Here is a 26461-nt window from a genome sequence, read left to right on the forward strand (position 1 = left end):
TTCGTCCTGAGCCAGGATCAAACTCTCCATTAAAGAAAAGCTGATTAAAGCTCAAAAGTTACTACTGACGAGAATTTGCATTCTCTTTTATGACACTCACTCGATGTTCAGTTTTCAAAGGGCAATTTCCTTGCCGCCTTGTTTAGCGGCGACTTAATTAATATATCACATTCGCCTATTCGATTGCAAGTACTTTTTTTCTACCAAGTTTTGCAAGAGAGAAAAAAAGCCCTCGCCCTTCGAAGGGCGAAGACTAATGTAACATATAATCGAACCGAAAGTCAAGCCTTGATCCGAAAATATTTTATTTCTGAATAACTTCATGAATATACAGATGACGTTCTACTGTAAGATTGATGATTTTGCCGTTCACGTTAACCCATGGTCTGGTCGGATGTGTACGGTCGGAAAACACGATCTCGCCGACCCGGTTATCGCTAAGCCGGACAAGCATGCCGTTGTGGAATGCCGTTACTTTGCTTATAAATGTCTGAACGATGGCAGGCTGCATTTTGCCGAACGACTCTTTTTGAAGCTGCTCCAAAACAAGATACGGCGAGACAGCCTTTTTATGAAAACGGTCGGTCGTCATGGCGTGGAACATATCGGCGACGGCTACGGTTTTGGAATACGTATGAATTTTATCGCCATGAATGCCAAGCGGATAGCCGGAACCGTCCTCCCGCTCATGATGCTGGAGGGCGCACAGCTTGACCCCTTCGTTGATCGCCGGAACAAGCTTCAACATGTTATAGCCGATAATGGTATGCCGCTTCATATCTTCGGCTTCCTCGGCGGTAAGCTTGGCAGGCTTGAACAAAATAGCGGCGTCCACTTTGGCATTGCCGATATCATGCAGTAATCCGGCAAGCGCAACCTGCATTAACTCCTTGGAAGACAACCCGTGCCATTTGGCCAAAAGATAGGAGGTCAGGCTCACCATAATGCTATTGTGGTAAATAAAATCACTCAGTTGATAGTGGCGCGGAGTGAACGTCAGCACGTTATACTGGTCAATATTTTTAATAAGCACTTCAAGCGTCGTACGAATCTCCAAAATCGGCGGGTTATGCCCTCCCGATGCCGCAGTATTAAATACGCGGCGAAGCAAATGCAGCATTTTATGATAATGCTCATGAAAAGGCAGGACGTTGTCGGCTTGCTCCTCGGATGTCGGTTCCTGCACGGCAGGCTCTGCTTCCCCGTCTTTGGACTCGATCTGAACGGCTGGAATGAGGAATGCCCGCAAAATATCCAGATCGCGCTCCGATACGATTTTTCCTTTCATGAACAAAATATTGTTAAATTTGGTGAGAACATTCTCGATAATTCTTTCGCCGGGTTTCAATTGGGAAACAGGAACGGTTACCATGGGATTCCCTCACCTTACCTCTTGTCAGCTTCCGTGGATCATTGTTTCTTAAAAAAGTAATACTTTAGACCCATATATTATTATTATAAACGAAAAAGAATGGGGATGTAAGCCCCATTCCTCTCATCTTCGTCTAAAATCTTTTGCTATTCTTGCGTTTCCTGGCCTTCCGAAGACTCCTCGCCCTCTTCGAACTCCGGCTGCTCCTCGCTCTTATCCACACGAGCCAAGGTCGATACCTCGTCCTCTTCCCGAATGTTGATGAGCTTGACCCCTTGCGTGTTACGGCCCATGAGCGAGATACCGGACATGCTGGTCCGGATGATCGTACCCAGAGCGGTAATGATCATGAGGTCTTCTTCTTCCCGTACAATCTTCAGGCCGACAACCGGACCGTTCTTCGGCGTTACGTTAAGCGTTTTGATACCTTTGCCGCCGCGGGACTGGAGACGGTACTCCGAAACCGGCGTACGCTTGCCAAATCCTTTGGAGGTTACGATCAGCACACTGTTATCTTCATGCACGACATCCATATCGATGACCGCGTCGCCCTCGTCGAGTTGAATCCCTTTGACGCCGGTGGCGGCCCGGCCCATCGCTCTAACTTCCTGTTCAGGGAAATGGATGGACATGCCCTGCTTCGTTCCCATAATGATCGACTGGTTGCCGTCCGTCAGCCTGACGCCGATCAAATCATCGTCATCCCTAAGGGTAACGGCAATAAGTCCGCCCCTGCGGATATTGGAATAATCGTCAAGCGGCGTCTTCTTCACCAAGCCGTTCTTCGTGGCAAAGAACAAATATTTGTCAGAATCGAAGCTTTCGACCGGAATAACCGCATTGATCGTCTCGCCCTGTTCGATCTGAATCAGGTTGATGATCGGCGTTCCCCGTGCGGTACGGCTTAGATCCGGAATTTCATACGCCTTAAGACGATACGCTTTCCCTTTGTCCGTAAAGAACATCAAATAATGGTGCGAGTTCGTTACGAACAGATGTTCCACAAAGTCGTCGTCTTTCGTGTCCATCCCGATCACGCCTTTGCCTCCACGGCGCTGGCTGCGGTATGTCGATACCGGCAATCGCTTGATATAACCGGTATGCGAGATGGTAATGACAACGTCGGTTCGAGGAATCAAGTCCTCATCCTCGATGCTGTCTCCGCCGATCGTAATTTCGGAACGGCGGTCGTCGCCGAATTTCTCTTTGATTTCGTTCAGCTCTTCGCTGATGATATTCAGAACGAGCCTTTCGTCAGCAAGAATCGCCTTGAATTCGGCAATTTTCTTCTGCAGCTCGGCATATTCCTCTTCGATCTTCTCGCGCTCCAACCCGGTGAGGCGCTGCAGACGCATGTCCAGAATCGCCTGGGCTTGGTCGAAGCTGAGACTGAAACGCTGCATCAAGCCGTCACGGGCCTCTTCGGTCGTACGGGACCCGCGGATCAAGGCAATGACTTCGTCTAAATGATCCAAAGCGATGCGAAGTCCTTCCAGAATGTGCGCGCGCGCTTCCGCTTTGCGAAGATCGTATTCGGTTCTGCGGCGGATAACATCTTTCTGGTGCTCCAAATAATGGAACAGCATATCGCGCAGGTTGAGCACTTTCGGCTCGCCGTTGACAAGCGCAAGCATGATGATGCCGAAGTTCGACTGCATCGCCGTCTGCTTGTACAAGTTGTTCAGCACGACATTCGGATTGACGTCGCGGCGCAGCTCGATGACGATACGCATTCCGTTGCGGTCGGATTCGTCGCGCAAATCGGTAATGCCGTCGATTTTTTTATCGCGGACCAGCTCGGCGATTTTTTCGATCAACCGGGCTTTGTTTACTTGATATGGCAGCTCGTGCACGATAATCCGCGCTTTATTGCCGTTTTCTTCGATTGTCGCTTTCGAGCGCATGGTGACGGAACCGCGTCCGGTCGCATACGCCTGCTTGATTCCTTCACGGCCCATAATATAACCGCCGGTCGGGAAGTCGGGGCCTTTGATCGACTGCATCAAATCAAGCGGCGTTGCATCCGGGTTCTCGATCAGCTGCTGAACGCCGTTGATGACCTCGATCATATTGTGCGGCGGAATATTGGTGGCCATACCGACCGCAATCCCGGACGAACCGTTCACCAGCAGGTTCGGAAAACGCGCCGGCAGGACAGCAGGTTCTTGTTCTTCGCCGTCGTAGTTAGGCACAAAGTCGATCGTTTCTTTGTTGATGTCGCGTAGCAGCTCCATCGCAATCTTGGACAAGCGCGCTTCGGTGTATCGCATGGCCGCGGCCATGTCGCCGTCGATGGAACCGAAGTTTCCGTGACCGTCGACAAGCATGTAGCGCAAGGAGAAATCCTGCGCCATCCGGACCATGGTTTCATAAACGGCCGAGTCGCCGTGCGGATGGTATTTACCGATGACTTCGCCGACGATCCTGGCGGATTTTTTATATGGCTTGTCCGGCGCCATACCGAGCTCCGACATCGCATACAAAATACGGCGATGCACCGGCTTAAGCCCGTCCCGTACATCCGGCAGAGCACGGCTGACAATGATGCTCATTGCGTAATCCATAAAGGAGGTGCGCATTTCCGAGCCGATATCGATTTCTCTAATCTGCGAACGAGATTCTTCCGACATGTGTACCCCTCCTACATGCTATCTGCTCTTAAGAACTACTGCTATAAAAAAGTATAAGAACGTTGCTATGAAGACTTACGGGCAATCGATTTAATAATTAAATTATTCAATGAGTTCTCTTTAACAAATGGACTGCCTGCGTTAATGCGCGGAATTTGCATCGGGTCCGCATCCCGGCCGGTCAAACCGCTAGCCGTTGTAAAACCGTAGCGAATGCCTGCCTTGTGAAGCAAAGTAATCGATTGCTCGTCATAGTAGCCGAATGGATACGCATAGGCATCCACCGGACGATCATAAAGCTCCTTCAGCTTGTTGACGCATGCTTTCGTATCATCCGTAATCCGCTGTTCGAATTGCGGCAGGTCTTCGGTGCCGCCATCCTTGGGAAGCCGGGAAGTCAGCAGCGGCCCGCCGTCAGGCGCTCGGTCATGCAGGCTATCCGAGTGGCACTGGGCGTCGATGTCTTTCATTTCCCGGGTCATAAAACGGATCTGATCCCTGGAAAGCGAGGGAATCAGGCTCTGATCGGGATGCTCAAGATCTTTCGTAATGACAAAGTTCACGGCAGGAATATTCAGTTCTTTCAAGATCGGGTAAGCATTCGTATAAAAGCTTCGGTAGCCGTCGTCGAACGTGACTAGCACCGCATTGGTCGGCACCTGCCCGCCGGCCATAAAATCGCGAAACTGCTGCAGCGATATGAAATGGTACCCCCGCTGCAGCAGATCGGTCAGTTGGCCGCGAAAGCGCGCCGTCGTTATCGTAACATCGCCCTGCGTGTGATCGTCGATATGGTGATAGGCAATGACCGCTACCCGGTCTGTGTACCAGACGTCCGATCCGCGTGCATGAAACATGCCGGGAACGAGCAGCAGCAGAGCGACTGCCGCGAGCAGCCACTGCAAGCCGTATTTTTTTAGGTTTCGCATGGCCGAGCCGTTAAATATCCAGGTTCTGGACGTATTTGGCGTGCAACTGGATAAAGTCGCGCCGAGGCTCGACATTGCTGCCCATCAGCGTATCGAACATCGTATCGGCATCGATCGCGTCTTGAATGCTGACCTGGAGCATCGTACGGCTTTCCGGGTCCATGGTCGTCTCCCACAGCTGCTCCGGATTCATCTCGCCCAAGCCTTTATAGCGCTGAATATTCACTTTGACGCCGTCGCCGAATTCGGCCAAGATCGCTTCCCGCTGCTTGTCGTTGTATGCATAGCGCACCGTTTTGTTCCGTTCGAGCTTGTAAAGCGGCGGCTGGGCGATATAGACGTAGCCGGCTTCGATCAGCTTGCGCATGTAGCGGTAGAAGAACGTCAGGAGCAGCGTCCGGATATGGGCGCCGTCGACGTCGGCGTCCGTCATGATAATGATTTTATGGTAACGCGCTTTGGTAATATCGAAATCTTCCCCGATTCCCGTACCGAGCGCCGTAATGATGGCCCGGATTTCGTTGTCGGACAATATCCTGTCCATACGCGCTTTTTCCACGTTAAGAATTTTACCGCGCAACGGCAAAATGGCTTGGAAATGCCGATCGCGTCCTTGCTTCGCGGAGCCGCCGGCAGAGTCCCCTTCGACGATATACACTTCGCTGATCGAAGCGTCCTTGGAGGAACAGTCGGCCAGCTTTCCCGGCAGGGAGCTGACTTCGAGCGCACTCTTGCGGCGCGTTAGCTCGCGGGCTTTCCGCGCGGCTTCCCGGGCTCTTTGCGCCTGGACGCCTTTTTCGATGATTTTGCGTGCTACTGTCGGATTTTCATCCATAAATTCCTGCAGCTTCTCGGCAAAAAGCGACTCGACAATGCCGCGAACTTCGCTGTTGCCGAGCTTCGTCTTCGTCTGGCCTTCGAACTGCGGTTCCGGGATTTTGACGGAAATAATCGCGGTAATTCCCTCGCGCACGTCGTCACCGGTCAAATTGGCGTCGTTGTCTTTAATCGCATTGAATTTCCGCGCAAAATCGTTCAAGATGCGCGTCAATGCGCTTTTGAAGCCGGATTCGTGCGTACCGCCTTCATGCGTGTTGATGTTGTTGGCGAACGAATAAATGTTCTCCGTATAGCTGTCGTTGTATTGCAGAGCGATTTCAACCTGAATGTTGTCTTTTTGCCCTTCGACATAGATCGGCTGATGCAGCGCTTCCCGGTTCTGATTTAAAAACTCGACGAATGAAACGATCCCGCCTTCGTAGAAAAACGATTGGGATACGTCCGTCCGTTCGTCGGTCAGTGTAATTTCGATGCCTTTATTTAAGAACGCCAGCTCCCGAATCCGCGATTGGAGCGTCTCGTACGAGTACTCCGTCGTTTCGGTGAAGATCTGCTCATCGGGCCAAAACGTTACTTTCGTCCCCGTTTCATCGGACTCGCCGATCACTTGCAATTCTTGCTGAGGAACACCGTAACGGTATTCCTGCTGGTGCACCTTGCCTTCGCGCGTGACCTCTACGATCAGCTTCTTGGAAAGGGCGTTCACGACGGATACGCCTACCCCGTGCAAGCCGCCGGAAACTTTGTAGCCTTCGCCGCCGAACTTGCCGCCGGCATGAAGCACGGTGAGGACGACCTCAACCGTCGATTTCTTCAGCTTCGGATTCTCGCCGACCGGAATACCGCGTCCGTTGTCGATAACGGTAATGCTGTTATCCTGGTGAACGATGACATGGATTCTCGTACAGTATCCTGCCAAAGCTTCGTCTATACTATTGTCGACGACTTCCCATACCAGATGATGAAGGCCGCGGCTACTTGTTGAGCCGATGTACATCCCCGGACGCTTGCGAACGGCCTCCAGACCTTCAAGCACCTGGATTTGACTTTCATCATAAGTTGTACCTGGATTCACAGACATGCAGACACCCACTTTTCCGTAATTAAGAAAAGCTTCCTTACGAAGCGTTTCAAAGATCTAGTTCGTTAACAGATGATGAGCCCGTTTCTTCAAGGTCATGGACGAAATCGGAGAATAGTATACTTTCGTCTGGGTCACCACGAGCGACTTGCTTTCCTCCTCGCCGATGACTTCCACCTTCTTGTCTTTATTGGCATACGTTATAAATTGTTTCGATATTTTCGATGATTTCTCAATGGAAAGGTCAAAAATGGCGACAAGCTCTGCGGCGCGAATAATTTTTTCTCCGCCCAAATGGATAAACACGCTGGCCCACTCCTTATCGGCAAAACTATCTATGTCAAGCTTCCGTCCCGAACGTGAATCACAGAAGCGCTTTCCAGTTTTGACAAATCTATGCTTTCAATGCCAGTGGTTGTTATGAAGGTTTGGACCTTGCGTTGAAACGTCTCGATAAGCTGGGTTTGGCGGTAGCGGTCAAGCTCGGAGAGCACATCGTCGAGCAAGAGAAGGGGATATTCGCCGACCTCCTCGCGGATCAGCTCGATCTCGGCCAGCTTAAGCGACAAAGCCGTCGTCCGCTGCTGCCCTTGGGAGCCGAACGTCTGCACTTCCTTGTCGTTGATATAAAATCGCAGATCGTCGCGGTGCGGCCCGACCAACGACACGCCCCGGCGAAGCTCCTGATCCTTCACCTGTGATAACTTTATCATAAAATGGTCAAATAAAACAGCGTCTTCTTGTTCCAGCGCGTGGGACAAGGCGCAGTCGTACTCGATGCGAAGCTGCTCGGAGCCGTTGGTAATGCCGGCATGGATCTTTTCGGCCCATGCTTGCAGCTTCTTTATAAAGCTTTGACGTTTTTTCATAATTTTAACACCGAACTGCATTAATTGCTCATTCCACACGTCCAGCATGGAAGCTTTGCCCGGCGAGGAAAACAGCTGCTTCAAGTAATTGTTGCGCTGCTGCAATATTTTGTTGTACTGCGAAAGGTCGTGCAAATAGGCCGGGTAAACCTGCCCGATCTCCATATCGAGAAAGCGCCTGCGGACACCGGGAGAGCCTTTGACGATCTCCAAATCTTCAGGCGCAAACATAACGACGTTTAAGGCCCCGATGAAATTGCTGAGCTTTTTTTGCTCCAGCCCGTTCACCTTGGCCTTTTTGCCTTGCTGCGATATGGATAAATCGAGCTGAACCGTACCGTAGCGCTTTTCGACTTCGGCGTGCAGCAGCGTGGAGGAAGCGTTCCACCGGATCAGCTCTTTATCCTGATGCGTCCGGTGGGATTTGGTTAGCGCCAGCACGAAGATCGATTCGAGCAGGTTCGTTTTGCCTTGTGCGTTCGGTCCGACAATGATGTTGACCATGTTGTCGGTCTGGAATTCCATCTGGTCATAGTTACGGTAATGCTGCAATGAAAGCCGTTTTAACTGCAAAAGAGTTCCTCCTAAGGGCTTTGCGCAGCAAAGCTAACTTCGAAAGCATGTGCTTGGGCATTGCGGAGCAATGCCGGCTTCAATAGCATATGCCGGACTTTATTCCTGTACGACTTGGAACTCGCCGCAGCCCGCAACGTTGACGATGTCGCCGGCCACCAGCTTGCGGCCGCGGCGGTTATCCGGCTCGCCGTTGATGATGACGGTAGCCTCCTGCAGGAAGCTCTTGGCTTGTCCGCCGGTGGAAATACAGTCGGAGAGCTTCAAAAATTGGCCGAGCGTAATATATTCGGTGCGAATGCCGATATTTTTCATCCGTGAAAGGGCTCCTTTAGCCTGTAGTCCGGTACGGCAAAATAAGCTGCAGCAGGCTCGAATTTTCGTCGGGACGAATGATGATCGGCTGCATCGCACCGGTAAAACCGATATGAATCTGCTCGCTGTCCATAACTTTGAGCGCATCCAGCATATATTTGGAGTTGAACGAAATGCGCAACAGCTCCCCTTTGAGGCTGGCCGTCGTCAGCTCTTCGGTGACTTTCCCCAGCTCGGACGAGCTCGAGGAAATTTCAATGGTCTCGTCCTCGTGCATGACGAGCTTCACGATATTCGTTTTTTCTTCCCGCGAAAGCAGGTAGGCGCGGTCGATCGCGTCCGCCAGATTGTCCGTGTTGACAACCAGCTCGGTCTGATACGACTGCGGAATCAGCTTCGACGTATCTGGATATGTTCCGTCCAAGATACGCGTGTAGAAAAGAATCGAGTTCATTTTGAACAGCACCTGGTTTTCGGCGAATACGACGTCGATCAGCGTGTTTTGATCAGGCAGAATTTTGGACAGTTCATTCAAAGTTTTCCCAGATATGGAAACATTATTAAGGGTGAGGTCGACATCGGTGTCGATTGTCGTTTCTCTGGAAGCGAGACGGTGCCGGTCACAGGCGGTAAATTTCAGCTTTCCGTTTGCAATGGTCCACAGAATCCCGGTCAAAATCGGCGTCGCTTCGTTCGTGGACACAGCAAACGACGTTTGCTTGATCATCGTTTTAAGCAGATCGCTCGGGATCTGAATCCGTTTGTTTTCTTCAATGCCCGGCATGATCGGGTATTCCTCCGGATCGAGTCCGACCAACTGAATTTCCGAAGAACCGGAACGGATCGTCGTTTGGAAATGGTCTTTGACCTCGATCTCGATCTGCTGCGCCGGAAGCTTGCGGATAATTTCCACAAAAAACTTGGAAGGGAGCACGACGCTGCCAGATTGCTTCAGGTCGATGACTTGCAGCTCATTTTTTTCGGTGGGAATGAAGCTCTGAATCGAAATATCGGTATCGCTGGCCGTCAGCGTGATGCCGGTGGAATCGGCGTCTATTTTAATTCCGCTTAAAATGGGAATCGTCGTTTTGCTGGAAATGGCTTTGGAAACGTGCTGAATCGACTCGTTTAAAAATTCTTTCAGTACGGTTAACTTCATAATTTCACTCCTACGGGTTCTAAAATGGGAGAGTCGCGCATATACCTCTATATTACATGTTTTTTTATAGTAATAGTAGTAGGGCCTCGGGATATGTGGATAACTGCGTCAATAAGGCAAAAAGAGAGCCTATCCACATGTGAATAAGTGTGTGCATAGGCTCCCCTTTATTCAGTTGTGGATTGAGGGCTGTGAATGGACGCCAATCGTTACATCGTCACGTTTTTCACTTTTTCGGTAAGGTTCTGGATGATTTTATATAATTCCTGATCCGATTTGAGTGCTGCGGATATTTTTTCGTGCGCATGAATCACGGTCGTATGATCGCGCCCGCCGAACGCTTCGCCGATCTTCGGCAGCGAAAAGTCTGTCATCTCGCGGGCCAGATACATGGCGATTTGCCGCGGGAAAGCTACGGTTTTGGTTCGTTTCCTCGCTTTGAAATCCTCCAGCTTCAAGCCGTAAAATTCGCCGACCTTCTGCTGGATGTCGTGAATCGTGATCACCCGAGGACGACTGCTCGGGATAATATCCTTGAGCGCCTCGGCCGCCAAATGTGACGTAATGTCTTCGTTAATTAGAGAAGAATAAGCGACCACCCGAATCAAGGCGCCTTCCAGCTCCCGAATGTTCGAATCGATCTGGTTCGCTATGTAGACCATCGCTTCATTGGGAATATCCAGGTTCTCGGCTCTCGCTTTTTTGCGAAGAATGGCAATACGCGTCTCCAGGTCCGGAGGCTGAATGTCCGTGATGAGTCCCCATTCGAAGCGGGAGCGCAGCCGTTCTTCGAGCGTCGGAATTTCCTTCGGCGGCCGGTCGCTGGAGATAATGATCTGCTTCCGCTCTTCATGTAGTGCGTTAAACGTGTGGAAAAATTCTTCCTGCGTTGATTCTTTTCCCGCAATGAATTGAATATCATCTATAAGAAGCACGTCGATATTGCGGTACTTGTTGCGGAAGCTTTCCCCCCGGTTGTCCCTGATCGCATTGATGAACTCGTTCGTGAATTTTTCGGACGAGATGTAGACGACCTTGGCGCTCGGATTATGCTCAAGCACGTAATGGCCGATCGCGTGCATCAAGTGCGTTTTGCCCAGTCCCACACCGCCGTACAAAAACAGCGGATTGTATGCTTTGGCCGGCGCTTCGGCGACCGCGAGCGACGCGGCATGAGCGAAGCGATTGCCCGATCCGATGACGAACGTATCGAACAAATACTTGGGATTAAGCATGTGGCTGACCGTTTCCTCGGAAACGGCGGTTTGCGGCGCGCTTGCGGGAATGGTTGAAGGGGAGGAAGAGCGGCTGAACGAATCGGCTTCGTCTTCGGACTCGATGATGAACTTTAATTCGACCTGCTTGCCGCAGTAATCGAATACGGCTTCCTTTATATGCTTGGTGTACCGGTTTTCAAGCCATTCCCGGGAAAAATTGTTGGGGGTACAGATGACGACCGTGGAATCGTTGAAGGCCACGGCTCTTGTGGAAGTCAGCCACGTCTCGTAGCTTGGCTTGCTCACCCTTTTTTGCAATATGGAAAGAACTTGCTGCCACTGGTCGTTGGGATGGCTTTCCACAATCTATTCACTCCTTAAAAAAAATAACCGGTATGGCATAAGCCGCGACCCTGTAGAAAAAAATCAGATGCTGTCGAAACTATCCACAATGTGCAGGTTTACGAAATTTTCATTATACAGAGGCACTGAAAATTGTTCACAGAGATATCCACAGGCTGTTGATAACATTGTTGAAAAAAATCCGTATCCACAAAGGAAAACATATTCATGATATCAAAAAAGACCCACGTTCGCAATGGAATGTTTGGGATTATCCACATACCCAAGACCTTGTGTATATAAGTTATCAACAGTACTAGATATTGTTTATAATCTGTTTACAATTCGACAAGAGCGGTGGAAAACTCGATTTTTTTATTCACAGGGGAGAAATGGTCGAATTTGGCCGAAGCCTGTGCATAACTTTTTGTAGGCTGGAAGTTGACTTTTGACACGTAAAGTGGTTTAATGTTAAAAGGTATTTTTGGGGATTGGGAACCAAATCCTTTGAGGAGGTGCACGATAGATGAGACCGACTTTCAAACCGAACGTTAGAAAGCGCAAAAAAGTTCATGGCTTCCGTAAAAGAATGAGTACGAAGAACGGCCGTAAAGTACTGGCTGCTCGCCGTCAAAAAGGAAGAAAAGTACTGAGCGCATAAGACGAGAGACCACTGTCAGGTGGTCTTTTTTGTTGCATTCGTTTAAATCGGGTCGAATTCGCGAACGATAGGAAAGCCTATGCCGCTAAGGATTTGACCATATGGAGCGATGCCGCGTGGAAAAGAAAAACCGACTGACCAAAAGAGAATATTTCGATAAGGTATATCGTCACGGGAAATCCGCTGCGAATCACCAGTTCGTTCTGTATTATAAAGCGCAGCCGCAGCAGGCTTCGTTTCGGCTTGGGGTTTCGGTCAGCAAGAAGCTCGGCAACGCCGTTGTGCGCAACCGGATCCGGCGCCTACTAAAGGAGATTGTGCGATTGAACGCCGCCCGGATTCCGGGAGGGTACGATCTGATCCTCATTGCCAGGAAGCCGGCGGCCGAAATGTCCTATCACGAGATGGAAAAGAGCGTGCTGCACGTGTTTAAACGCGCGTCGCTGCTGCAGCGCAAAGAAAATAGCCCGGGACCAGGCTGAGCTTCGCGATGGTACGCTGCCTTCGAGGCCAGTGATTCGCGGGGATCAGTTTCTTTGTGTCCAAAGATATGATATAGTTGATTATTGGAAAAGATGATACTGGGAGGATACTCTTTTGACGCGTCGATTACTGAAATATATACCGCTCGTGTCGGTATTGCTGCTGCTGGCTGGATGCAGCCCCGCCAACGCCCCCATCGACCCGACCAACAGTATGTGGGACAAGTATGCCGTAGGGCCGCTGGCCAATACGCTCGACTGGTTCGCCAACCTGTTCGGGGGACAGTACGGATTATCGATTCTTATCGTAACGATTATTATCCGGCTCATTATATTGCCGTTGACGTTGAAACAATACAAAAGCTCGAAGCGGATGCAGGAGCTGCAACCGGAACTGCAGAAGCTGAAGGAAAAACATAAAGACGACGTGAAGAAGCAGCAGGAAGAGACGATGAAGCTGTTCCAGAAGGAAGGCGTCAATCCGCTTGCCGGTTGTCTTCCGGTGCTTGTGCAGATGCCGATTTTGATTGCGCTTTACAACGCGATTATGCGCAACCATCACATCGGCGAGCACTCCTTCCTATGGATGCAGCTCGGCACGAAAGATCCTTATTATATCCTGCCGCTCCTGGCTGCGCTAACAACGTACTTGCAGCAAAAAATGATGTCGTCGCAAATGAACCCGCAAATGCAAAGCCTGATGTTTATTTTCCCGATTCTTATTTTCGTGATGGCGATGAATTTCGCTTCGGCGCTGCCGCTTTACTGGGTATACAGCAACCTGTTCACCATTGTTCAATCTTACTTTATTTATGGTGTACCTAATAAAAAGGGCGGATCTAAAAAGTAAGGGTGCGATGATATGAAGAAAATCGTGGTTACGGGTAAAACGATTGACGAAGCCGTCAAAAACGGACTCGGGCAGCTGGGCGTGCCGGAGGAACGGGTGAAAATCAGCGTGCTGGAGCAGCCCTCCAAAGGCTTGTTCGGCCTCATCGGGGCGAAGGACGCCCGGGTGGAGCTTGAGCTGCTGCCCGATGCGATCGAGGAAGCGGTCGCGTTCCTGCAGGAGGTTCTCCGCAGCATGAAGCTGGATGTGCGAATCGAACAAAAGCAGGACAAGGACGGTACGCAGCTTCATCTGCACGGCTCGGAGCTCGGCATGCTGATCGGGCGCCGCGGCCAGACGCTGGATGCGCTGCAGTACTTGGTCAATATTGTCGCGAACCGCTTTTCGGACCGTCATGTGCGCATCGTGCTGGACGCCGAGCAGTTTCGCGAGCGCCGGACCAAGACGCTGCAGGAGCTGGCCGACCGGCTGGCGGAACGCGTCGTCCGGACACGCAAGGAAGTGGTGCTGGAGCCGATGTCGCCTGCGGAACGCAAGGTGATTCACGCTTGGCTGCAGCAGCACGACAAGGTTCGCACGTTCAGCCGCGGAGACGAGCCGAACCGCCGAATCGTTATCGTTTTACGTTGATTGCCACATTGCAATGATGTCATGTCCGTAATGACCTCATTGCTTTTTCTTTAATTACGAAGAAAGTCAGATAGAGGTGCTATCATGAATCAAGACACCATTGCGGCGATTGCCACCCCGATGGGCGAAGGAGGGATCGCGGTCATTCGCGTCAGCGGCGATGAAGCGGTGCCTGTGTGCGATAAAATTTTTGCAGGGAAATCGAAGCTTACGGATGTGCCGACGCATACGGTGAATTACGGCTATATTCGCGATCCGGAAACCGGCGCCCGAGTGGAGGAATCGCTCGTGACGGTGATGCGCGCGCCACGGTCGTTTACGAAGGAAGACGTCGTCGAAATTAGCTGTCACGGGGGCTTCGTCTCGGTACGGAAGGTGTTGGATCTGCTGCTGGAGCACGGAGCGCGGCTCGCTGAACCGGGCGAGTTCACGAAGCGCGCTTTTCTAAACGGCCGGATCGACTTGTCCCAGGCGGAGGCGGTCATCGACCTGATCCGCGCCAAGTCGGACCGGGCGTTTCGCATCGCGCTCAAGCAATCGGAGGGCAGCTTATCGAAAACGATCAAGGGGCTTCGCCACCGGTTGGTCGAGCTGATGGCGCACATTGAGGTCAATATCGATTACCCCGAGCACGATGTGGAAGAGATGACGAACGCTTTTATCAAGGAAAAATGCGCAGACGCGCTGTCGGATATCGAACGCATGCTGACGACGGCCCAGCAGGGTAAGATTTTGCGGGAAGGTCTGGTTACGGCGATCGTCGGCCGGCCGAATGTCGGCAAATCGTCGCTGCTCAATACGCTGGCACAGGAGGAGCGGGCCATCGTCACCGAAATTGCCGGGACGACTCGCGATGTGGTGGAGGAGTATGTGCATGTGAACGGCATTCCGCTGAAGCTGCTCGACACGGCCGGGATACGGGAAACGTCGGATCTGGTCGAGCAGATCGGTGTGGAAAAGTCACGCCAGGCGCTGTCGGACGCGGATTTGATCCTGTTCGTATGCAATGGAGCGGAGCCTCTGCAGCCGGATGAATATGCGCTGATCGACCAGCTCAAGGACCGTCAGGTGATCGCGATTATCAACAAGCAGGATCTTCCGCAGCTTATTGAGAAAAAGGTTTTGAAGGAAGCGTTCGGCGAGGACCGGGTTGTGCGGATGTCGCTGCTTGCCCAGCAGGGCATCGCTGACTTGGAAAAAGCTATCGCTAGTATTTTTTTCAGCGGTCAGGTAGAATCAAGTGACCTGACTTATGTGAGCAACGCTCGTCATATTCATCTGCTGAAGCAGGCGAGATCGGCTCTTACGGAGGCACATGAAGCAGCGGAGGCTTTCGTGCCGATCGATATGATTCAAATCGACATTCGTAACGCTTGGGAGCACCTCGGGGAAATTATCGGGGACTCGGTAAGCGAATCGTTAATAGATCAGATTTTTTCGCAATTTTGTTTAGGTAAATAACTTCTCGAAAAGGGTTAGGAGGTTGGAAGAATGACTTACACTGCAGGTCAATATGATGTCATTGTCATCGGAGCCGGTCATGCCGGCAGTGAAGCAGCTTTGGCGGCAGCCCGGATGGGCTGTGAGACGCTGCTGCTTACGATCAATCTGGATATGATCGCCTTTATGCCGTGTAACCCTTCCGTCGGCGGACCGGCGAAAGGGCACGTTGTGCGCGAAATCGATGCGCTCGGCGGTGAAATGGGCCGCAACATCGACAAAACGTATATTCAAATGCGCATGCTGAACACGGGGAAAGGACCGGCTGTGCATGCTTTGCGGGCGCAAGCCGATAAATTTTTGTACCAACACGCGATGAAGGAAACGATTGAGAAGCAGGACCGCTTGACGCTTCGTCAAGGGATGGTGGAAGAGCTGATCGTCGAGGACGGCGTGTGCAAGGGTGTCGTTACGAAAAGCGGCGCCGTATATATGGGAAAAACGGTCGTACTGACGACCGGAACGTATCTGCGCGGCAAGATCATTATGGGCGAGCTGATGTACGAGAGCGGACCGAACAATCAGCAGCCGGCCGTCAAGCTGTCGGAAAATCTGCGCGAGCACGGTTTGGAGCTGGTCCGCTTTAAGACGGGGACGCCGCCGCGGGTGCATGAGGATACGATCGATTTTAGCAAAACGTCGATTCAGCCCGGGGACGAGAAGCCGAAATTTTTCTCCTACGATACGACGGAGGAAGTGCCGAATCAGCTGCCTTGCTGGCTGACGTATACGTCGGAGGAAACGCATCAAATCATCAACGATAATTTGCACCGGGCTCCGATGTTCTCCGGAGCGATCGAAGGTACGGGACCGAGATATTGCCCGTCCATCGAAGATAAGATCGTACGCTTCAGCGACAAACCGAAGCACCAAATTTTCCTGGAGCCGGAAGGCCGCAATACGAAGGAATACTACGTACAAGGACTCTCTACGAGCATGCCTGAAGATGTGCAGCTGCAAATTCTTCGCTCGATTCCTGGGCTGGAGAAGGTCGAGATGATGCGCACCGGTTATGCTATCGAGTACGATGCCGTGATTCCAACGCAGCTGAAGCCGTCGCTTGAAACGAAGGTGATCGACGGGCTGTTTACGGCCGGGCAAATTAACGGCACATCCGGCTACGAAGAGGCGGCAGGACAAGGGATTATGGCCGGAATCAATGCGGCCCGCAAAGTGCAAGGGAAGGAACCGGTTGTTCTGGATCGTTCACAAGCTTACATCGGAGTGATGATCGACGACTTGGTAACGAAAGGGACGAACGAGCCTTACCGCCTGCTGACGTCGCGTGCCGAGTACCGGTTGCTGCTCCGCCACGATAATGCGGATCTGCGGTTGACCCAGATCGGTTACGATATCGGGTTGATCACGGAAGATCGGTATGCGCGTTATCAGGAGAAAGTACGTCTTGTCGAAGCCGAGCTTGAGCGGCTTAAAACGACGAAGACGAAGCCGACGCCGGAGGTTCAAGCGATGCTTGCTTCGCTCGGCAGCGCCGAGCTGAACAACTCCGTCGATCTGTTGTCTTTGCTCCGCCGGCCGGAAGTGACTTACGAGCACATTCATGGCATTTCTCCGGCTCCCTATGAGCTGACGGAGGACATGAAGGAGCAGGTTGAAATTCAAGTGAAATACAGCGGCTATATTGAGAAGCAGCTCGCGCAAGTGGAACGGCTTCGGAAGATGGAGAAAAAGCGGATTCCGGACGATATCATTTACGATGAAATCCATGGAATCGCCACCGAAGCGAAGCAAAAGCTGGCGAAAATCCGGCCGATCTCCATCGGTCAAGCGTCCCGTATTGGCGGCGTTACGCCTGCGGACATCTCCATTTTGCTTGTTCACTTGGAGCATTACAATAAAGTCGTTGCAGCCAGAGGATAAAATATGGACGCCGTACAACAACAATTTACCGAACTGTTGAAAGAGAAGGGCATCGAACTGACGGAAGCGCAGCTTCATCAGTTCGAGCTCTATTACCGGGAGCTCGTCGAATGGAACGAGCGGATGAATTTGACGGGGATTACAGAGAGAGAACAAGTGTACGTGAAGCATTTTTATGATTCTCTCTCTGTTTCTTTTTTTATTCCGATGGAACACATTCGTTCCGTTGCGGATATCGGATCGGGAGCCGGATTTCCGAGCATTCCGTTGAAAATTGTTTATCCCCATTTACACGTCACGATCGTCGATTCGCTCAACAAGCGCATACAGTTTTTGACGCATCTGGGAAATACGCTTGGATTAACGGACGTGCGGTTTATTCATGGACGTGCGGAAGACGTTGCACGTATGCCCGAACATCGGGATCGTTACGATCTTGCCACTGCGAGGGCTGTTGCCCGATTAGCTGTTCTTAACGAATTTTGCCTTCCTTTTGTTAAACCTGGTGGGAGGTTTTCTGCCATGAAAGGGCAGGACGTTCAGGTAGAGTTGGAGGAAGCGGTGCTTAGCTTGAAAGAGCTAAAAGGTAAATGGAACTATACATATCGTTTTCAGCTTCCTTTGGAAGAATCGACTAGACACATTATTGACATAGAAAAGACAGCTCCAACTCCCAAAAAGTATCCCAGAAAAGCGGGAACTCCTTTGAAAACGCCGCTAGTTTGATGGTGTTCCACGTGGAACATTTTGGAGCAGGTGGCTTCTTTTTGTGAAAGTCAATAATAAACTTCTTCGGAGACTTTTGCAGGATTTTGGGCATATTTGGAGAATTGTTTATAGAGTGGAGATTCATTATCGGTGAAAAAGATCGGGTGGTTATCGTAATGAAGGAACAAATCTCAAAATTGTTTGGTTTTGCTGAAAAGGCGCCGACTGACGAAGTGAAAAATGTTCCTGTCAATGACATCGTTCCAAGTCCTTACCAACCTCGAACGATTTTTGACGGTGAGCGGATTGATGAACTGTGTCAAACGATTAAGACACATGGTGTTATTCAGCCGATTGTTGTTCGTCTTCGGAATAACCGCTATGAATTAATTGCAGGGGAACGCAGGTGGCGCGCAGTCAAAAAGCTGGGGAATGAAACGATCCCGGCTATTATTCGCGATTTTAATGATTCGCAAGCGGCATCTATTGCTCTGATCGAGAACTTGCAGCGGGAAGGCTTGACGGCCATCGAGGAAGCGATAGCTTACCAGCAACTGATCGATTTGCACAGTTTGACTCAGGAAAGTCTGGCTCAGCGCCTCGGGAAAAGTCAATCGACGATTGCGAACAAGATCCGGCTTCTTCAGTTGAGCGATCCGGTAAAAAATGCATTGATGGAACGGAAAATTACGGAGCGGCATGCCAGGGCGTTGCTTGCTTTAGATCAAGAGGAACAACAGCTGCGCGTTCTGGAGGATATTGTAAGTAAAGAGCTGAACGTAAAGCAAACCGAAGCGAGAGTCGCCTTTTTGAAGGAAGCGACTAAGATTAAAAACAGCAAGACAAAACGAGTTTCGTTCTCCAAGGATGTAAGGTTAGCCCTGAATACGATTCGTCAATCGGTGGATATGGTCACTTCATCCGGCCTTCCGATCAATACGACGGAACAGGATCATGAAGATCACTATGAGATTGTAATTCGGATTCCAAAGCGGTAAAATAGAGAGTAGAGATTATTGAAGCCTCGAATGAGGCTTTTGTTTAGCTGTCAGAATACATATTCTCGCAAAGTATCTATGAATTTCTGATAGTGATTAAGGTAATACAGCATCATGCATCTTTGACATGACTTCGATTTGAGTTTTTCTGTTATGATGAGAATGTTTGAGTTTTAATAGAGCATTCAATTTTTACTAGAAAAGCTTTAGCTGAGGCACAAACGTATTTTCCTCGAAAAAGCTTCTGTTCGAAGCTTTTCTTACCAACCGATCATTGGGGAGGGAATGAAGCTCTCCAATGATTCTTTTTTTTCGCTACTGTCGTTAATGTATGTCTTCTATTCGACTCCTCGAAAAGATCGTATTTACTCTAGTTTTTATTATTTGAGGTGAACAGATTTTGGCTAAAATCATCGCCATAACCAACCAGAAGGGTGGGGTTGGCAAAACAACGACATCCGTCAACTTAGGCGCATCATTGGCATCCTTGGGAAAGAAAGTGCTTCTTGTCGATATCGATCCGCAAGGAAATACGACAAGCGGACTTGGCATTAATAAAGCAGATGTCGTTCACTGTATTTACGACGTTCTTATTAACGATGTTCATCCGAAAGAAGCTATGGCCGACACGGCCTTGGAAAATTTGAAAATCATACCGGCTACCATTCAATTGGCCGGTGCGGAAATTGAACTTGTTCCAACCATTTCCAGGGAACTGCGCTTAAAAAAATCATTGCAGTTGATCAAACATATGTTTGATTATATTTTAATCGATTGTCCGCCATCTTTGGGGATATTGACTGTCAATTCATTAACGGCTGCCGACTCGGTAATTATTCCTATTCAATGTGAATATTATGCTCTGGAAGGATTGAGCCAATTACTTAACACGGTTCGGTTGGTTCAAAAGCATCTCAATACCACGCTGCAAATTGAAGGCGTGCTGTTGACCATGTTCGATGCGAGAACGAACTTGGGTATGCAGGTCATTGAGGAAGTGAAAAAGTACTTCCAACAGAAGGTGTATCAGACAATCATACCAAGAAATATTAGATTGAGCGAGGCGCCCAGTCACGGTCAACCGATCATTACGTATGATCCGAGATCCAAAGGGGCAGAGGTATACTTGGAGTTGGCAAAGGAAGTGATCGCACTTTGAGCAAAAAAATTGGATTAGGTAAAGGACTGGATGCACTGTTGCCTGCATTGAGCATTAACGAAGACGACAAAGTAGTAGAAATTCCATTGGCTCAGCTTCGGCCAAACCCATATCAGCCTAGACGCAATTTCAACGATGAGACGATTCAGGAATTGGCTGATTCGATTAAAGAGCATGGTGTCATTCAGCCGATCATCGTTCGCAGTGTTCTTAAAGGATATGAAATTATTGCCGGTGAGCGAAGATTCCGTGCTTCTCAAGTTTGCGGAAAACCGACGATACCTGCAGTTGTAAAGAAATTCAGCGATCAGCAGGTTATGGAAATTGCGTTAATTGAGAACGTGCAGCGCGAAGATTTGAATGCCTTGGAAATCGCGATTGCATATCAAGCGTTGATCGATCAATTCAAACTGACGCAAGAAGAGCTGTCCTTAAAGGTAGGGAAGAGCCGTTCGCACATTGCAAACTTCCTTCGCTTGCTGCAGCTTCCGGAAGAAGTTAAAGAATATGTTTCACGTGGAACATTATCAATGGGACATGCTAAAGCGATCGTAGGTTTGAAGGATAAGAAGGTCATTAAGGCTTTAGCCGATACCGCGATAAAAGAGCAGTGGAGCGTTCGCGAACTTGAAGAGGAAGTAAAGAAGCTGGAAGAAAAAGCGGATTCGAAAAAGATGAAGCTGAAGCCGAAACGTAAAGACCCGTACATTAATCAATTGGAAGAAAGCTTGAGAGAAATGTACCGGACGACGGTGAAAATCAAACACAGCAATAACAAAGGGAAAATCGAGTTATTGTATTATTCAAAAGATGATTTGGATCGTCTGTTGGAGCTGCTCCAAGGGAAAACTTCCTAATGATGATGGTATAGCATACCCGGGTCATGCCTGATAAGTACAGGTTAAACTAGGTATGCTATATTTGTGTAACGGATCTGAATTGACAGTAGAGGTGAGAACAAATGTCGGTCATCTACTTGGATCATGCGGCGTCCTCCTGGCCGAAGCCGCCGGAAGTGTTGAAAGCGATGTATGATTGCATGGAGCAGTATGCTGCTAATCCGGGGAGAGGCAGTCATGAGCTGGCTGTCAAAGCGAGCCGCGTATTGTTTGAAGGACGGAAGCAGCTGGCCAGGCTGTTCAATATCAAAAACCCTAACGATATCGCGTATGCTCACAATACGACCTTTGCCTTGAATCTGGCCATTAAAGGGTATGTCAAAGAGGGGGATCACATTCTTTGTACGGCCGTCGAGCACAATTCCGTAAGACGACCGCTGGAATACTTGAAGAGAACGAAAAATGTGCAAGTGACCTATGTAAAAACCGATGAGCAAGGACGGCTGAGCCTGGACGATGTGCGTCACGAAATCACATCGAAGACAAGCTTGGTTGTAAGCACGCACAGCTCCAATCTGTTAGGCAGCATTATGCCGATTGAGGAATTGGGACAGTTGTGCAGAGACCATCATATTAAGTTGCTGGTCGATGCTGCGCAAACGGCCGGAACGATGGAAGTCGATGTACAGAAGCTGGGCATTCATATGCTTGCTTTTCCGGGACATAAAGGTTTACTAGGGCCGCAAGGAACAGGCGGACTGTATATCGATCCTGAGATCGATCTGGAGCCTCTGCTGCATGGAGGTACCGGCAGTCAATCCGAAGCCGCGGAACAACCTGACGTTCGGCCGGATCGGTATGAAGCCGGGACGCAAAATACGGTAGGGGTTGCCGGACTTGTGGAAGGCGTGAAGTACATACACAAGCAAACGGTTGAGCAGATTCATGCGAAAGAATGGAAGCTCACCCAAAGGATCATGAACGGATTGATGGAAATTGATGGAGTGACCATTTTAGGGCCACAAATCGGGCAAAATAAAACAGGAATTGTTGCCTTTACCATCGCTGGTGCCGATTCGTCCGAAGTCGCTTTCATCCTGGATCAATCGTTTCATATTGCGGTTCGGGCCGGCTTCCATTGTACGCCGCTTGCTCATGAGATGGTCGGCACATTGGAACGCGGAGCCGTAAGGGCGAGTGTCGGCTGCTTTACGACGGAACAGGAGACGGATCAACTGCTCTATGCGGTTCGTGAAATTGCCAAGCATTTTAAATAGGAGAGCAGGAGGCTTTTAGCGTGGGGGATGTTGTACTGGAAATGCCTGTGGAGGTGCTGTTGCTCATCACAGCAGTCATCTCTTTGTTGTTTTTAATTCTTGTTATCGTACTGTGGGTGAAGTTAAATAAGCTCCGCCGGAATTATAAAAGCATGCTGAACGGGACCGGGAGCTTAAATGTGGAACAGATCCTAATGGAGCTGCAGGAGAAAGGGAACATTTTGCTGGAAAACGACAGTCGAAACGAACAGCAAATTCAAGCGATACGCCGGGACATGTCCACGATGAAATCGCATATCGGTGTACACCGGTACAATGCGTTTTCGGAGACGGGAAGCGATCTGAGCTTCTCCGTAGCGATTTTGGATGAACAGCAGACAGGAGTCGTGCTTTCGGGTATTCATGGTCGTGATGAAACGTATGTGTATGCGAAGCCGATCGAGCAGGGTCAGTCCAAGTATGCGTTGTCCCCCGAAGAAAAGGAAGCGATTAATCGATCCGTACCAAAGAGGTAGGAGACCATTGGCTCTTGCCGCTGAATGCGGTTTGAAACGATTTGGCAATGACCTCGGCCATGCTCATGACCAGGCTCAACCGAGTGTTTTGCAGGACAAAGTACTCCATAAATCCGCCTACGTTCACAATACCGGTAACGTGCATGTGACCGACAGGAGGGAGCTCTTTGTTAACACCGGCACCCGGTTTAACTGGACCGTCGCCCACTTGGATATAGCCGACGCTGGTCAACTGGCCGAGACAGGCATCGATCGCGATGACGAAAGGATCGTTAAAATGCTGCTGAATCGTAGTTAAGGTTTCGCTCAGATTCATGGCGTGTACCGGATGCTCCAATGTACCGTATAGATGGAGGCCCTCGATGCCTTGCTTTTGAAGCTGACTTCCGACCAGTGGTCCCAGCGCATCGCCTGTGGAACGGTCTGTGCCTACGCATACGATGACGATGGGCTGTTGAGCTGGAATCGCTCGCAAAACAGCGCTTAGTTTATCTGAAAGCAGATCGATGCTGTTCGCTTCGGAGTGCATAATTTTTAAAGTTTCGCTGGCTTTAGGCTTGTGAGCATCTCTCTGAAAGGGCAGTTTCATAGGAACGCCTCCTGCGGAAAAGGGTAGAGTGATAATCGGAAATGCCAGAAATTGGGCTGTTACTAGTATACGGTTGCTAGGAACGAAATATACGCGGGGCAGAAAAAAATAGAAAGGGGGTGGGAAGGGTGCTGCTCATGGCTTTCGATTCAACACAGCAAGCTCTGAGGGCGGAAATGCTCCTCGATTATGCGGATATCGAAAACGATATGTGTCCTACCCCCAAAGAAATTACGGCTGGCTGCGCGTTATCGCTGGAATTTCAGGAGGCGGATCTTTCGGAGGTTAAGCGTATTATTAAAGAAGAACGGGTAGATATCCACGGGCTCTATAGTAAAGAGGACGGACATTATGTTAACATAGAGTTGTAAGGGTGGGAGATCAATGGATGAAATGCTGAAGGAAAGTGGTTTATCCACATGGGGACAATTTCAAGAAAAGCTGATTAACTATATTTCTAACCCCGAATTGTGGACAGGACTGCTGTTCACCGTCATTAAAATCATACTGATTTTTACCGCGGCGAGGGTGATCATTAAGGTTGCGGAAAAAGCGCTGCAGCATATGATGATGACACGGGATAAAGGGCCGATCAAGTTCGATGCAAGACGTTCGAAAACGGTAGGCAAGCTCGTGGGAAATATTATTACTTACGTTGTTAACTTTATTATGATCTTGATGATTTTGAGTCAATTTCAAGTGAATCTTGGACCAGTCTTAGCTGGCGCTGGTGTCGTTGGGCTGGCGATCGGTTTCGGTGCACAAAGCTTGGTGAAGGATGTCATTACCGGATTTTTCATTATTTTTGAAGACCAGTTTGCGGTAGGCGACGTTATTCAAGTGGGCAATTACAAAGGAACAGTTGAAGAAATCGGCTTGAGGGTCACCCGGGTGAAGAGCTGGACAGGGGAAGTGCACATCATTCCGAACGGGACGATTGTGCAAGTTACCAACTTTTCCGTCAATAACTCGCTTGCCGTCATTGATGTCTCGGTAACGTATGAAACGGATATCGATTTTGCGATGAAGATTCTTGAGGATACCGTCAAAACATTCTATGATACAAGTGTGGACATGGTAAAAGAGCCTGAGGTACTCGGGATCCATATGATGGGAGCAACAGAAATTACGCTGCGGATTACGGCGGAGTGCAAGCCTAACCAGCAGTTCGGGGTAGCAAGGAAGCTGAATGCGGAGATAAAAAAAGCATTCGAGGCCAACGGGATTCAAATTCCTTATCCACGGATGATCACTTATCATAGAACGGAAAAGGCGGAATCGTGATGGAAAAGAAGCAGTATCAGTTGGGTGACGTCGTTCAGATGAAGAAGCCGCATCCGTGCGGTACGAACGAGATGGAGATCATCCGGATGGGGATGGATATTCGCATCAAGTGTGTCGGGTGCAAGCACAGCGTGCTCGTTCCCCGGTCCAAGTTCGAGAGCAAGCTGAAAAAAGTGCTTCGTTCCGCTGCACCGGCTGAAGATTCTGTGGCAACGGATGAGGGAGAAGTTTGATCGCTGGTAAATATTAAAAAGCACTTGCATACATGCGGGTGTGTATGCTATTATATTTCTTGTCCCTTTAATGCGGAAAGGTACCCAAGAGGCCCAAGGGGGCTGACTCGAAATCAGCTAGGCGGCGCAAGCCGTGCGTGGGTTCGAATCCCACTCTTTCCGCCATAACATAAAAAATCGAGACGACCGCAGGGTCGTTTTTTTGTTTGTGTGGAAAGTGACAGCATCGCAGTTGGCCGGAAGGCTGAACCATTTTACCATACATAAGAAAATCCCCGTGTTCAGGACTTTATGTCACTGTTACGGGGATTTTGCGTTATCGTCGTCAGGTGCATATTTAAGCAGGTCTCCGGGTGTACAATCTAAGGCTTTGCACATCAGATTAAGTACCTCAATGCTTATAGCTTTAACGTGCTTATCCTCTTCTCGCAGTTTGTCATTATTAACCCATTGACTAAGTGTATTGGGACGAATCCCTGTTTTCTTACTGAGCTGGTACATGGTCATTTGACGTTGATCTAATAATTCGGCAAGCTTAAACACGATCAATTAAACATCACGCTCCTAATACGGTCTTTCTTTATTACTCGAAAAAGGATAGAGTCCAAGAAGAGGGTGCCAGAAACATTACTAAAGAACGCCAATCAATCGAAATCAATCGATTTGACGGCGTTTTTTACGTTATTTTTATATGGTATATGTTACGGGGTCTCCGCGTTTTTATCGTCTGGTATGTATTCGATTATATCGGATATGGTTATTTTACGAGTAATCCCTTGCTCGCGCGCAATTGTATTCAAGGCATCAAGCAAATTAACCAATGTATGAATTTCGATTCGTTTTGTTTCTCCGCTCACGAGATCTAATACTGTTGCCGGCCGCGTTTTTGACTCGACAGCCAATTTATTCCTTGTAATTCCTAACTCTTCAATAGTTCTACCAAGGTTAAATCGTACTTTCTCCGTCATTTGTTACGCTCCTTAGTTTGCATCCTTCTTGTATTATAACGTAACTATACGAGACGGGTAAAATTTTTTAAATATTACTATTGACGTAATACTTTAGAAGTACTAATATGTACTTCAAAAGTATTACCATAAGAGTAATATTTGCCGATAAACAAGGAGGAATAAGGATTATGCTAAAACGGATTAAAATGGTGATTGAGCAAGGGGAAAACGAATTTGAATTAGTTGATGCTTATTTGACTCCTGATGGGTCGCACGCATTTTATATTTATGAAGGTACCATTCATTACACGATAGCCGTACGAACGCAAAACGAACGGGTTTACGTTGAAAGTCAGGTATCCATGCAATTAGGAGATACAACCCGTGGCGAAGTAACCATTTATGATTTACATGATAAATTGAACCGTATGAGTGCATACCAGCTTTTAAATTTCCATGTCATTCACCATACGGATGATCTCAAATTAATAAATGAAAACTAAAGTTGAAATTTTGGTGGCTAGGGGAGAGGACCAGGGAGAAGACCAGCGTTAAACAAGAGGACAAAAAAAGGGATC

The 26461-nt window shown here is 49.3% G+C and carries 28 protein-coding genes and 1 tRNA gene; 17 read left to right on the forward strand and 12 right to left on the reverse strand.

Features of this window, described 5'->3' with window-relative positions:
• Nucleotides 1-304 precede the first annotated feature (304 nt).
• The 9 genes from KQX66_RS24360 to dnaA form a co-directional block, all read right to left on the reverse strand.
• Nucleotides 305-1372: a cyclic di-GMP phosphodiesterase gene (locus KQX66_RS24360; RefSeq protein WP_216795422.1), complete on the reverse strand. Its 1068-nt coding sequence runs from the start codon at nucleotides 1370-1372 to the stop codon at nucleotides 305-307.
• A 146-nt stretch (nucleotides 1373-1518) separates the two neighbouring features.
• Nucleotides 1519-4002, reverse strand: a complete 2484-nt coding sequence (gene gyrA, locus KQX66_RS24365) for a DNA gyrase subunit A (RefSeq protein ID WP_216795424.1) — start codon at nucleotides 4000-4002, stop codon at nucleotides 1519-1521.
• A 65-nt stretch (nucleotides 4003-4067) separates the two neighbouring features.
• Complete coding sequence (locus KQX66_RS24370; protein ID WP_216795425.1) at nucleotides 4068-4931, reverse strand: polysaccharide deacetylase family protein; 864 nt, start codon at nucleotides 4929-4931, stop codon at nucleotides 4068-4070.
• 10 nt (nucleotides 4932-4941) lie between these two features.
• On the reverse strand, nucleotides 4942-6852 hold the full coding sequence (gene gyrB / locus KQX66_RS24375) for a DNA topoisomerase (ATP-hydrolyzing) subunit B (RefSeq protein ID WP_216795428.1): 1911 nt from the start codon (nucleotides 6850-6852) through the stop codon (nucleotides 4942-4944).
• A gap of 57 nt (nucleotides 6853-6909) precedes the next feature.
• Nucleotides 6910-7158: an extracellular matrix regulator RemB gene (remB, locus tag KQX66_RS24380; protein WP_010502242.1), complete on the reverse strand. Its 249-nt coding sequence runs from the start codon at nucleotides 7156-7158 to the stop codon at nucleotides 6910-6912.
• 29 nt (nucleotides 7159-7187) lie between these two features.
• Entirely contained in the window at nucleotides 7188-8294 is a 1107-nt protein-coding gene (recF, locus tag KQX66_RS24385) for a DNA replication/repair protein RecF (RefSeq protein ID WP_216795429.1), read from the reverse strand.
• A 99-nt stretch (nucleotides 8295-8393) separates the two neighbouring features.
• The gene (yaaA, locus tag KQX66_RS24390) at nucleotides 8394-8609 is read right to left on the reverse strand and encodes a S4 domain-containing protein YaaA (protein ID WP_216795430.1); all 216 of its coding nucleotides are present in this window, start codon (nucleotides 8607-8609) and stop codon (nucleotides 8394-8396) included.
• A 16-nt stretch (nucleotides 8610-8625) separates the two neighbouring features.
• Entirely contained in the window at nucleotides 8626-9768 is a 1143-nt protein-coding gene (gene dnaN, locus KQX66_RS24395) for a DNA polymerase III subunit beta (protein WP_216795431.1), read from the reverse strand.
• 209 nt (nucleotides 9769-9977) lie between these two features.
• Nucleotides 9978-11348, reverse strand: coding sequence for a chromosomal replication initiator protein DnaA (dnaA, locus tag KQX66_RS24400; RefSeq protein WP_216795432.1), 1371 nt, complete (start codon nucleotides 11346-11348; stop codon nucleotides 9978-9980).
• Between the two features lie 505 nt (nucleotides 11349-11853).
• Between dnaA and rpmH the strand changes: the two genes are divergently transcribed.
• From rpmH to KQX66_RS24460, 12 genes are all read left to right on the forward strand, one after another.
• Nucleotides 11854-11988, forward strand: coding sequence for a 50S ribosomal protein L34 (gene rpmH / locus KQX66_RS24405; RefSeq protein ID WP_054975180.1), 135 nt, complete (start codon nucleotides 11854-11856; stop codon nucleotides 11986-11988).
• A gap of 116 nt (nucleotides 11989-12104) precedes the next feature.
• The gene (gene rnpA / locus KQX66_RS24410) at nucleotides 12105-12470 is read left to right on the forward strand and encodes a ribonuclease P protein component (protein ID WP_054975179.1); all 366 of its coding nucleotides are present in this window, start codon (nucleotides 12105-12107) and stop codon (nucleotides 12468-12470) included.
• Between the two features lie 115 nt (nucleotides 12471-12585).
• Nucleotides 12586-13320 (forward strand): membrane protein insertase YidC, encoded by a 735-nt coding sequence (yidC, locus tag KQX66_RS24415; protein WP_054975178.1) that lies wholly within the window; start codon nucleotides 12586-12588, stop codon nucleotides 13318-13320.
• 12 nt (nucleotides 13321-13332) lie between these two features.
• Nucleotides 13333-13950, forward strand: a complete 618-nt coding sequence (gene jag, locus KQX66_RS24420; RefSeq protein WP_036691758.1) for an RNA-binding cell elongation regulator Jag/EloR — start codon at nucleotides 13333-13335, stop codon at nucleotides 13948-13950.
• An 84-nt stretch (nucleotides 13951-14034) separates the two neighbouring features.
• Nucleotides 14035-15411, forward strand: a complete 1377-nt coding sequence (gene mnmE, locus KQX66_RS24425; protein ID WP_216795433.1) for a tRNA uridine-5-carboxymethylaminomethyl(34) synthesis GTPase MnmE — start codon at nucleotides 14035-14037, stop codon at nucleotides 15409-15411.
• Between the two features lie 30 nt (nucleotides 15412-15441).
• Nucleotides 15442-17331: a tRNA uridine-5-carboxymethylaminomethyl(34) synthesis enzyme MnmG gene (gene mnmG / locus KQX66_RS24430; RefSeq protein ID WP_216795434.1), complete on the forward strand. Its 1890-nt coding sequence runs from the start codon at nucleotides 15442-15444 to the stop codon at nucleotides 17329-17331.
• A 3-nt stretch (nucleotides 17332-17334) separates the two neighbouring features.
• On the forward strand, nucleotides 17335-18057 hold the full coding sequence (gene rsmG, locus KQX66_RS24435) for a 16S rRNA (guanine(527)-N(7))-methyltransferase RsmG (protein WP_216795435.1): 723 nt from the start codon (nucleotides 17335-17337) through the stop codon (nucleotides 18055-18057).
• A 158-nt stretch (nucleotides 18058-18215) separates the two neighbouring features.
• Nucleotides 18216-19037, forward strand: coding sequence for a nucleoid occlusion protein (noc, locus tag KQX66_RS24440; RefSeq protein ID WP_216795436.1), 822 nt, complete (start codon nucleotides 18216-18218; stop codon nucleotides 19035-19037).
• 400 nt (nucleotides 19038-19437) lie between these two features.
• Nucleotides 19438-20196 carry a ParA family protein gene (locus tag KQX66_RS24445; RefSeq protein WP_216795437.1) on the forward strand — a complete coding sequence of 253 codons (759 nt, stop codon included), beginning with the start codon at nucleotides 19438-19440 and terminating at the stop codon, nucleotides 20194-20196.
• On the forward strand, nucleotides 20193-21053 hold the full coding sequence (locus KQX66_RS24450) for a ParB/RepB/Spo0J family partition protein (protein ID WP_054975171.1): 861 nt from the start codon (nucleotides 20193-20195) through the stop codon (nucleotides 21051-21053). The genes KQX66_RS24445 and KQX66_RS24450 overlap by 4 nt, the downstream gene beginning before the upstream one ends.
• A 104-nt stretch (nucleotides 21054-21157) precedes the next feature.
• Nucleotides 21158-22312: an aminotransferase class V-fold PLP-dependent enzyme gene (locus KQX66_RS24455; RefSeq protein ID WP_216795438.1), complete on the forward strand. Its 1155-nt coding sequence runs from the start codon at nucleotides 21158-21160 to the stop codon at nucleotides 22310-22312.
• Nucleotides 22313-22332: 20 nt separating this feature from the next.
• Entirely contained in the window at nucleotides 22333-22827 is a 495-nt protein-coding gene (locus KQX66_RS24460; RefSeq protein WP_216795439.1) for a DUF4446 family protein, read from the forward strand.
• Here the strand turns inward: KQX66_RS24460 and yyaC are convergent.
• Nucleotides 22802-23416: a spore protease YyaC gene (gene yyaC / locus KQX66_RS24465; RefSeq protein ID WP_216795440.1), complete on the reverse strand. Its 615-nt coding sequence runs from the start codon at nucleotides 23414-23416 to the stop codon at nucleotides 22802-22804. The genes KQX66_RS24460 and yyaC overlap by 26 nt on opposite strands.
• Before the next feature lie 128 nt (nucleotides 23417-23544).
• Here yyaC and KQX66_RS24470 point away from each other — a divergent pair, with 128 nt between their 5' ends.
• From KQX66_RS24470 to KQX66_RS24485, 4 genes are all read left to right on the forward strand, one after another.
• The gene (locus KQX66_RS24470; RefSeq protein WP_036691786.1) at nucleotides 23545-23787 is read left to right on the forward strand and encodes a putative Se/S carrier protein; all 243 of its coding nucleotides are present in this window, start codon (nucleotides 23545-23547) and stop codon (nucleotides 23785-23787) included.
• 13 nt (nucleotides 23788-23800) lie between these two features.
• A complete protein-coding gene (locus tag KQX66_RS24475) occupies nucleotides 23801-24700 on the forward strand; it encodes a mechanosensitive ion channel family protein (protein WP_216795441.1) in 900 nt (299 codons plus the stop codon).
• Nucleotides 24700-24933 (forward strand): DUF951 domain-containing protein, encoded by a 234-nt coding sequence (locus tag KQX66_RS24480; protein ID WP_216795442.1) that lies wholly within the window; start codon nucleotides 24700-24702, stop codon nucleotides 24931-24933. The genes KQX66_RS24475 and KQX66_RS24480 overlap by 1 nt, the downstream gene beginning before the upstream one ends.
• Before the next feature lie 74 nt (nucleotides 24934-25007).
• Nucleotides 25008-25098, forward strand: a tRNA-Ser gene (locus KQX66_RS24485).
• Between the two features lie 135 nt (nucleotides 25099-25233).
• Here the strand turns inward: KQX66_RS24485 and KQX66_RS24490 are convergent.
• Both KQX66_RS24490 and KQX66_RS24495 read right to left on the reverse strand, forming a co-directional pair.
• Nucleotides 25234-25476, reverse strand: coding sequence for a helix-turn-helix domain-containing protein (locus KQX66_RS24490; protein ID WP_308647271.1), 243 nt, complete (start codon nucleotides 25474-25476; stop codon nucleotides 25234-25236).
• 158 nt (nucleotides 25477-25634) lie between these two features.
• On the reverse strand, nucleotides 25635-25901 hold the full coding sequence (locus KQX66_RS24495; RefSeq protein ID WP_216795444.1) for a helix-turn-helix domain-containing protein: 267 nt from the start codon (nucleotides 25899-25901) through the stop codon (nucleotides 25635-25637).
• Nucleotides 25902-26071: 170 nt separating this feature from the next.
• Here KQX66_RS24495 and KQX66_RS24500 point away from each other — a divergent pair, with 170 nt between their 5' ends.
• Nucleotides 26072-26386, forward strand: a complete 315-nt coding sequence (locus KQX66_RS24500; RefSeq protein WP_216795445.1) for a hypothetical protein — start codon at nucleotides 26072-26074, stop codon at nucleotides 26384-26386.
• Nucleotides 26387-26461: the final 75 nt, after the last annotated feature.

Origin of the sequence: Paenibacillus oleatilyticus, assembly GCF_018998565.1 — a bacterium.
Lineage (GTDB): Bacteria > Bacillota > Bacilli > Paenibacillales > NBRC-103111 > Paenibacillus_G > Paenibacillus_G oleatilyticus.